Below are 6,598 nucleotides of genomic sequence, written 5' to 3'. Positions count from 1 at the left end.
GGGTGGGCGGGGAAACGGCGCCACAGCTGCGCGCGCAGGGCAGGGTCGTTGCGGCCCAGCTCATAGAGCGCATCGGCGCTGGCGGGGTCGGCCGGGAAGCGGCGCAGCAGCTCGCGCCAGCGGGCCGTGGCCACCAGGGGTTGCCCGAGCTTGCCGGCCGCCAGTGCATCGAGCTTGAGCGCCACCGCGCCGAGCGGATCACGGCCCCAGCCCTGGCCCTGCAGCAGCTGGCGCTGACGGGCCGGCGTGGCTGCCGCCCGGGCCGTGAGCAGCAGGCTGGCCTCGCGGCGCCGCTCCGGGTCCAGGTCCCAGTGCCGCGTGCGTTCCAGCGCCGCCGTGGCGGTGTCGGGGCTGGGCAGGGGCCGGGCGTTCAGCGCCTGACGGCCCAGCACCAGCAGGGCCAGGCTGCCCAGCACGGTGAACGCCAAGGTGCGTGGGCCGCGCGTCGGGGCAGCGGCCGTTGGCAGACTGGGCACAGGCGACAGGGGTGGCGCTGACGCCGGCAAAGTCTTGGCATTCTGGAACCACGTCTCCGATCGCCATGGCGCTGCGGCCCTCCCTGCCTCCCTGGTTGACGACCCTGCCCGGTGCCCGCCAGCGCCGCCGCGCCCTGGCCGTGACCGCCCTGGCGGCGGGTGTCTTCTTCCTGCGCCCCTTCTGGCCGCTGCGGGCGTTGCCCGGCTGGGTGGTGGGAGCCCTGCTGCTCTGGGCCGTGGCCGAACTGGTGCGCTGGGTGTGGTGGCCGCGCCGCAGCGTGTAGCTGGCGCCGTCTGGAGCATCCGCCTGGAGGCCTGCTCCTAATCTGCGCCCAGCGATTGCGTGTTCATGGCGGAGCCGGCCCCCCTGCCCATCGGCCCGCCACTCAGTGCCGGTGGGACCTGGTTCGGCACCGACGGCATCCGCGGCCGCGTCGGCACCCACCTCACGCCCCTGCTGGCCCTGCAGGTGGGCTACTGGTGCGGCCAGGTGCTGCCGCCCGAAGGTGCGGTGCTGGTCGGCATGGATTCCCGCAGCAGCGGCCCGATGGTGGTGGCGGCGCTCACGGCCGGCCTCACGGCGGCCGGCCGTGAGGTGTGGGATCTCGGGCTCTGCCCCACCCCCGCCGTGCCCGGTGCGATCCGCCGTTGCGGTGCCGCCGGCGGGCTGATGGTGTCGGCCAGCCACAACCCGCCCCACGACAACGGCATCAAGGTGTTCGGCCCCAGCGGCGACAAGCTTGACCGGCAGCAGCAGGAGGTGATCGAAGCCGGCCTGCGCGGCCGTGCCACCGCCACGGCCAGCGCCTCCTCCGGTGTCTGCGGTGCCGTGCGGCAGCGGCCCGAGCTGCTGGCCGCCTACACCGACACCCTGCTGGCGAGCGTGGCGGGGCGCCGACTGGACGGTTGCCCGATCGTGCTCGACCTCTGCTGGGGATCGGCCACCGCCTGCGGTGAAGCGGTGTTCCGCGCCCTCGGCGCCGATCTCACGGTGCTGCATGGCACCCCCGACGGCAGCCGCATCAACATGGGCTGCGGCAGCACCCACCTGGAGCCGCTGCGGCAGGCGGTGCTGGCCCATGGCGCGGCGATGGGCTTCGCGTTCGATGGCGACGCCGACCGCATGCTGGCCGTGGACGGCCGCGGCCGGGTGGTGGACGGCGACCAGGTCCTCTACCTCTGGGGCGGTGAGCTGCTGGCGGCCGGTGAGCTGCCCGGCAGCCGCCTGGTGGCCACGGTGATGTCCAACCTCGGCTTCGAGCGGGCCTGGCTGGCGCGTGGTGGCGTGCTCGATCGCACCCCCGTGGGCGATCAGCACGTGCATGCCGCCATGGCCGTCAGCGGCGCTGCCCTTGGCGGTGAGCAGTCGGGCCACATCCTCTCGGCCCATCACGGCATGAGCGGCGATGGCCTGCTCACGGCCTTGCAGGTGGCCACCCGCATCCACGCCGGTGGCGGCTCCCTGGCCGACTGGATGGACACCAGCTTCTCGCCCTATCCCCAGGTGCTGGTGAACGTGATCGTGCCCGACCGCCAGCGGCGTCAGCACTGGCAGGAGTGCCTGCCCCTGCGCGAGGCAGTGGCGCAGGCGGAGGCGGCCATGGGCGGCGAAGGCCGCGTGCTGGTGCGGGCCAGCGGCACCGAACCGCTGCTGCGGGTGATGGTGGAAGCGGCCGAACCCGCCGCCGTCGATCACTGGTCGTCGCATCTGGCCGACCTGGCGGCCGCCGAGCTCAACGGGGTTTGATCAGAGATCAGCCAGCTGATCGGCGGCGAGGCTGAGGGCACCGTCGCAGGCATCACCGGCGGCCTCCACCAGCGTGGCGCCGGGCAGGCGGGTGGCCAGCGCCTGCCGGTAGGCCGCGGCGTAGGTGGGCAGGTGGCGCAGGGCGCCGCCCTGGCCGCACACCCGCGGCTGCTCCAGTTCCAGCGCCGCCGCCACGCCCCGCACCAGGCCAGCGAGGGCGTCGGCGGAGCGTTGCAGCACCGCCAGCGCGTCCTCGTCGCCTGCCGCCGCCAGCGCCTCCACACAGGGGGCCAGGCGCGCGAAGCCGGCGGCCCCGAACGCCGGCGCCACCACCATCGCCTTCACCCGCTGGGCCGTCACCAGCTCCTCACCAGAGGCGAGGGCCTGCCACAGCGCGGAGCGCAGCCCGGTGTCCGGCCGCCGGCCATCGGCCATCTCCAGCGCCAGCGCCAGCGCGTCGCGGCCCAGATCGCAGGCGGAGCCGCCCTGATCGAGCAGCCAGCCCCAGCCGCCGCAGCGGTGCTCGCGGCCGCGGCCGTCGCGGCCCAGCGCGATGCAGCCGGTGCCGCTGATCACCACGATGCCGGCGCCGGCGGGGCCGTCGGCGCTGAAGGCGCCACGCAGGGCGGTGCGCTCATCGCCGGTGACCAGCACGCGTTCCGCAGGCAGCTGCAGCGCCGCCGCCGCCAGCGCCTGCCCCCGCTGCTGCACCGTGCTGCCGTGCTCGATGCCGCTGGCGCCCACGCCTGCGGCGGCAAGCAGGGGGGCACCTGCCCTGGCCAGCCCAATAGCGCCCAGCCCAGCCGCACCCAGGGCCGCCTGCAGGCTGGTGTGCAGGGCGTCGCCGAAGCGTTCCTCGCCGCCGGCGGCCTCCAGATGGCTCACCCCCGGGCCCTGGCCCTCCGCGAGCACCCGCCAGCCGCCGCCGGGATCCACTGCCGCCAGGCGGCAGGTGGTGTGGGTCTGGCCGGCATCGAAGCCGGCCAGCAGGGCGGGCGGCTCGTTATCGGTCATTGCGCTCTCAGCCATCCGCTCGGGCGGCGGCCGGCAGCGTTGACAGGGTGGCCAGGCAGAACCAACCGCTGAGCTGCACCTCCGGTCGGAAGAAAATCGTGTCGGTGACCCCCTGCACGGCCAGGCCGGCGATCACGGCCACCGCCGCCAACGCCGGCAGGGCCTGGTGGCCGTTGGCGCGCACCTGGGTCAGCCCCAGCCTCACACTGGCCACCAGCAGCCCCAGCCCGGCCAGCAGGCCGGGGATGCCCCCTTCCACCGCCAGTTCCAGCGGGATTGAGTAGGCGCTGAGCGCGTTGAATTTGGGTTGCTGGTACAGCGGATAGATCAGGTTGAAGGCGCTGTTGCCCGGCCCGATGCCCAGCCAGGGGCGGTCCTTGATCATTTCGATCGCCGCCATCCACACGTTGATGCGGAAATTGTTGGAGCTGTCCTCCCGGCCGGCGCCCAGGCTCATCACCCGCACCCGCAGCGGCTCCACCTTGGCGATCGCCACCGCCAGCACCAGCCCCGCCAGCACCATCAGCAGCAGTGGAAACACGCGCCGCCAGAACACCGGCCAGTGACGGGTGAAGCGCAGCAGCAGCAGCACCGCCAGCACCCCGTAGGCGGCCACCAGGCCCAACCAGCCGCCGCGGCTGTAGGTGAGCACCAGGGCCGCACTGCCGAGCACGGCGGTGGTGAGCGCAAACAGCCGGGCGCTCAGCCGCTGCCAGCGCAGCAGCGCCACCACGGCGATCGGCAGGATCGGCAGCAGGTAGCCGGCCAGCAGGTTGGGGTTGTCGAGCGTGCTGTAGATCCGCACCGTTCCCTGCGCCACCGAATTGGGATCAGACCAGCGGGCCAGGGCGGAGGAATCGGCGTAGAGCTGGCGGATGCCGATCACGCTCACCAGCAGGCTGCCGCCCAGCAGGCAGGCCGTGATGCGGTCCCACCAGGGCGGCGCCGTGGCCAGCAGCTGCCGCATCAGCGCATACACCCCGAGATAGCTCAGCAGCTTGATCAGCCCGTTGGCCGCCGCTGCAGGCACCGGCGAAAAGCCCGTGGCCAGCACCGACACGCCCAGCATCACCAGCAGCCAGCCGCTGATGGGCCCGATCCGCCCCGCCGGTGTGCACAGCGCCCACAGCAGCCACAGCAGCCCCGCCGCCGTGATCAGCAGGCTGAGGCCGGTGCGGGTCACCAGCGGCAGCCCGGCCATCAGCGCGGAGAGCACCAGGCCGGCCAGCAGCGGCAGGCGACGGCCCAGCGGTCCGGCTGCCCAGCCCGCCAGCAGGCCCTGCCAGCGCAGCAGCCAGGGAACGGAGCCGCTGGCGGGGCCCAGGGCGGTGGGGGAGGTGGAAGACATTCAGGCGCCGGGCGTGGGCGGATTATGGGTGCGGCAGGCGGCTTGCTCCAGCCCCCCCGGACCGGGCGCGGCCGCGCCGTTGCGCCGGTACAGCACCCGGTACACCGGCAGCCCCAGTGACAGCACGTGCTGCTCCCGCTCGGTGGCCACCGGCAGCGGGTTCGTGGGGCGGTACGGCCGCGGGTCTTCGGCGGGCCGATCGAAGCACCCGCTCGCCTCGGTGACCTGCACCATGGGCACGATCACCGCCTCCACATCGCTCTGCAGCAGCAGCTCGCCGCCGGGGGGCAGCGCCGCCGCCAGGGCCGCCACCAGCGCCGGCTGCAGCACCCGCCGCTTCTGGTGCCGTTTCTTGAACCAGGGATCGGGGAACTGCAGCGTGACCCGCTGCAGGCGGCCCGGCGGCAGCTGCGCCAGCCAGTCCAGCAGGCTCACATTGGCGTTGCAGAACAGGAAGCGCAGGTTGTCGAGCTGCAGGCTGCGGCGGTCGTGCTCGGCGGCCTCCACCAGCACCCGGCGGATCTCCACCCCAAGAAAGTTGGTGCCGGGCTGCAGCGGCGCCATCGCCAGCAGGAAGCGGCCCCGGGCGCTGCCGATGTCGAGATGGAGCGGCAGCTGGGGCTGGGCGAACAGCTCCAGCAGCGGCGGCAACGGCCGCGGCTGCTGGTGCACCCGGCTGAGCGGGTTGACGTGCTGACGCACCAAGGCTCAGCCCTCGGCGCGGGCAGCCGCGGGGGGCACGCCGTCGTCGTCGTGGTTGGGCACCAGGAAGCCCCAGCTGGCCGTATAGCCGTGCAGGTGGGTGGTGCCCGCCACCGGGCCGATCTCGCCGTTGCAGAAGGCCCCGGCGATGGGCACCTGCGGGAACTGCTCGCGGCACACGCTCACATCGCCATCGGGCTGGCCGTAGAGGCCTGCGCCGCGGCCCAGGCAGGCGAACAGCAGCGCCGCCAGGGGCGCGTCGTCGGTGCGGGCCTGGCGGCGCAGCAACTGCCGCAGTTCCTGGCGTGAGGCGGCCGCATCGCGCAGCTGGAACTGCACCTGCTGGCCCACCCGCAGTTTTTCCGCCACGGCCACGGCGCCGTTGCGCGGGTCGACGCCCAGCAGATTGCGCACCAGGAAGGCGGTGGGCTCCGCCTGGCTGCTGTCACCGGGAAGGCTGAAGTTGCTCCGCGCCACGCCCAGAAACAGCGAATGGCGCACCTGCTCCCGTTCCGCCGGCGTGAGCGACTGCAGGATCCCCTGCAGGCAGTTGACCGGGCTGTTGGTCTGCGCGCCGGAGCTGAGCTGCAGCACCACGTTGCGTTCCGCCTGCTCGATCTCGAACACCGGCCCGATCGGCCGGCAGCCCTGGGCCACCACCGGATCCAGCCGCCAGGCGCCGCCGATCAGGCAGCCCACCGCGCCGGTGAGCACGCGGCCGTCAAACAGCAGCGAGCCGTGTTCGGCGCTGTGGTGGCCGGCGATGCCGCCCACCTTGGCAGCTGACGGGTAGGCGTAATCCAGGCCGCTGATCAGATCGTTGATCTTCTGGCAGGTGGGATCCACGAACAGGAGCATGGAGCGGGCCCGCTCCGGGTCGGCGCCCACCCAGTTGATCCAGTCGAGGTTGTCGCCATCGAGATCGGGCAGGGAGGCCGGATCCAGCTCGAACAGCTGCAGATCGGCCCCCGGCAGCCGCAGCAGGGTGACGCTCAACGCCGGCTGCTGCTCCAGTTCCCGCGCCTGCCCGCTGGCATCGGTGCCGACCACTCCACCGCCGGCGCAACCGATCCAGTGGCGTGCATTCAGGCGGCTGCGCAGCAGCGGCAGCAGGCGTGGCAGGTCACTGGCGTAGCTGGTGGAGCAGAACACCAGCGCCAGATCGTTGGTGCCACGGTTGCCGAGGGCCTTCGCCACATCCTCGACAGCGGCTTCCAGGGACGGCTGACGGGACAGGGCCGTCTGGCACGAGGCCGGCGCTTCACCGCGTTTGAGCCAGGAGGGCAGGGAAAGCGCAGCCATGGACTGGAC

Annotated in this window: 6 protein-coding genes and 1 pseudogene; 2 read left to right on the top strand and 5 right to left on the bottom strand. The window is 73.2% G+C overall.

Annotation, left to right across the window (positions count from 1 at the left end):
• Positions 1–428, bottom strand: a pseudogene (locus tag KQ303_RS11555) (lytic transglycosylase domain-containing protein); the annotation flags it as partial.
• Positions 429–541: 113 nt separating this feature from the next.
• Between KQ303_RS11555 and KQ303_RS11550 the strand changes: the two are divergent.
• Both KQ303_RS11550 and glmM read left to right on the top strand, forming a co-directional pair.
• The gene (locus KQ303_RS11550) at positions 542–760 is read left to right on the top strand and encodes a hypothetical protein (protein WP_094514987.1); all 219 of its coding nucleotides are present in this window, start codon (positions 542–544) and stop codon (positions 758–760) included.
• Positions 761–825: 65 nt separating this feature from the next.
• The gene (glmM, locus tag KQ303_RS11545; protein WP_259730401.1) at positions 826–2,223 is read left to right on the top strand and encodes a phosphoglucosamine mutase; all 1,398 of its coding nucleotides are present in this window, start codon (positions 826–828) and stop codon (positions 2,221–2,223) included.
• Here glmM and KQ303_RS11540 read toward each other — a convergent pair whose 3' ends face one another.
• Genes KQ303_RS11540 through KQ303_RS11525 form a run of 4 tightly spaced genes read right to left on the bottom strand, consistent with a single transcriptional unit; the run spans position 2,224 to position 6,589 of the window.
• The gene (locus tag KQ303_RS11540; protein ID WP_259730400.1) at positions 2,224–3,252 is read right to left on the bottom strand and encodes a BadF/BadG/BcrA/BcrD ATPase family protein; all 1,029 of its coding nucleotides are present in this window, start codon (positions 3,250–3,252) and stop codon (positions 2,224–2,226) included.
• Complete coding sequence (locus KQ303_RS11535; protein ID WP_259730399.1) at positions 3,245–4,585, bottom strand: IctB family putative bicarbonate transporter; 1,341 nt, start codon at positions 4,583–4,585, stop codon at positions 3,245–3,247. The genes KQ303_RS11540 and KQ303_RS11535 overlap by 8 nt, the downstream gene beginning before the upstream one ends.
• On the bottom strand, positions 4,586–5,287 hold the full coding sequence (trmB, locus tag KQ303_RS11530; RefSeq protein WP_311134153.1) for a tRNA (guanosine(46)-N7)-methyltransferase TrmB: 702 nt from the start codon (positions 5,285–5,287) through the stop codon (positions 4,586–4,588).
• 6 nt (positions 5,288–5,293) lie between these two features.
• Positions 5,294–6,589 carry an FIST N-terminal domain-containing protein gene (locus KQ303_RS11525; RefSeq protein ID WP_259730398.1) on the bottom strand — a complete coding sequence of 432 codons (1,296 nt, stop codon included), beginning with the start codon at positions 6,587–6,589 and terminating at the stop codon, positions 5,294–5,296.
• Between the last annotated feature and the right edge of the window lie 9 nt (positions 6,590–6,598).

The organism is Synechococcus sp. CS-1333 (assembly GCF_025128015.1).
GTDB lineage: Bacteria > Cyanobacteriota > Cyanobacteriia > PCC-6307 > Cyanobiaceae > MW101C3.
This window is presented reverse-complemented; position numbering and strand designations above follow the sequence as displayed.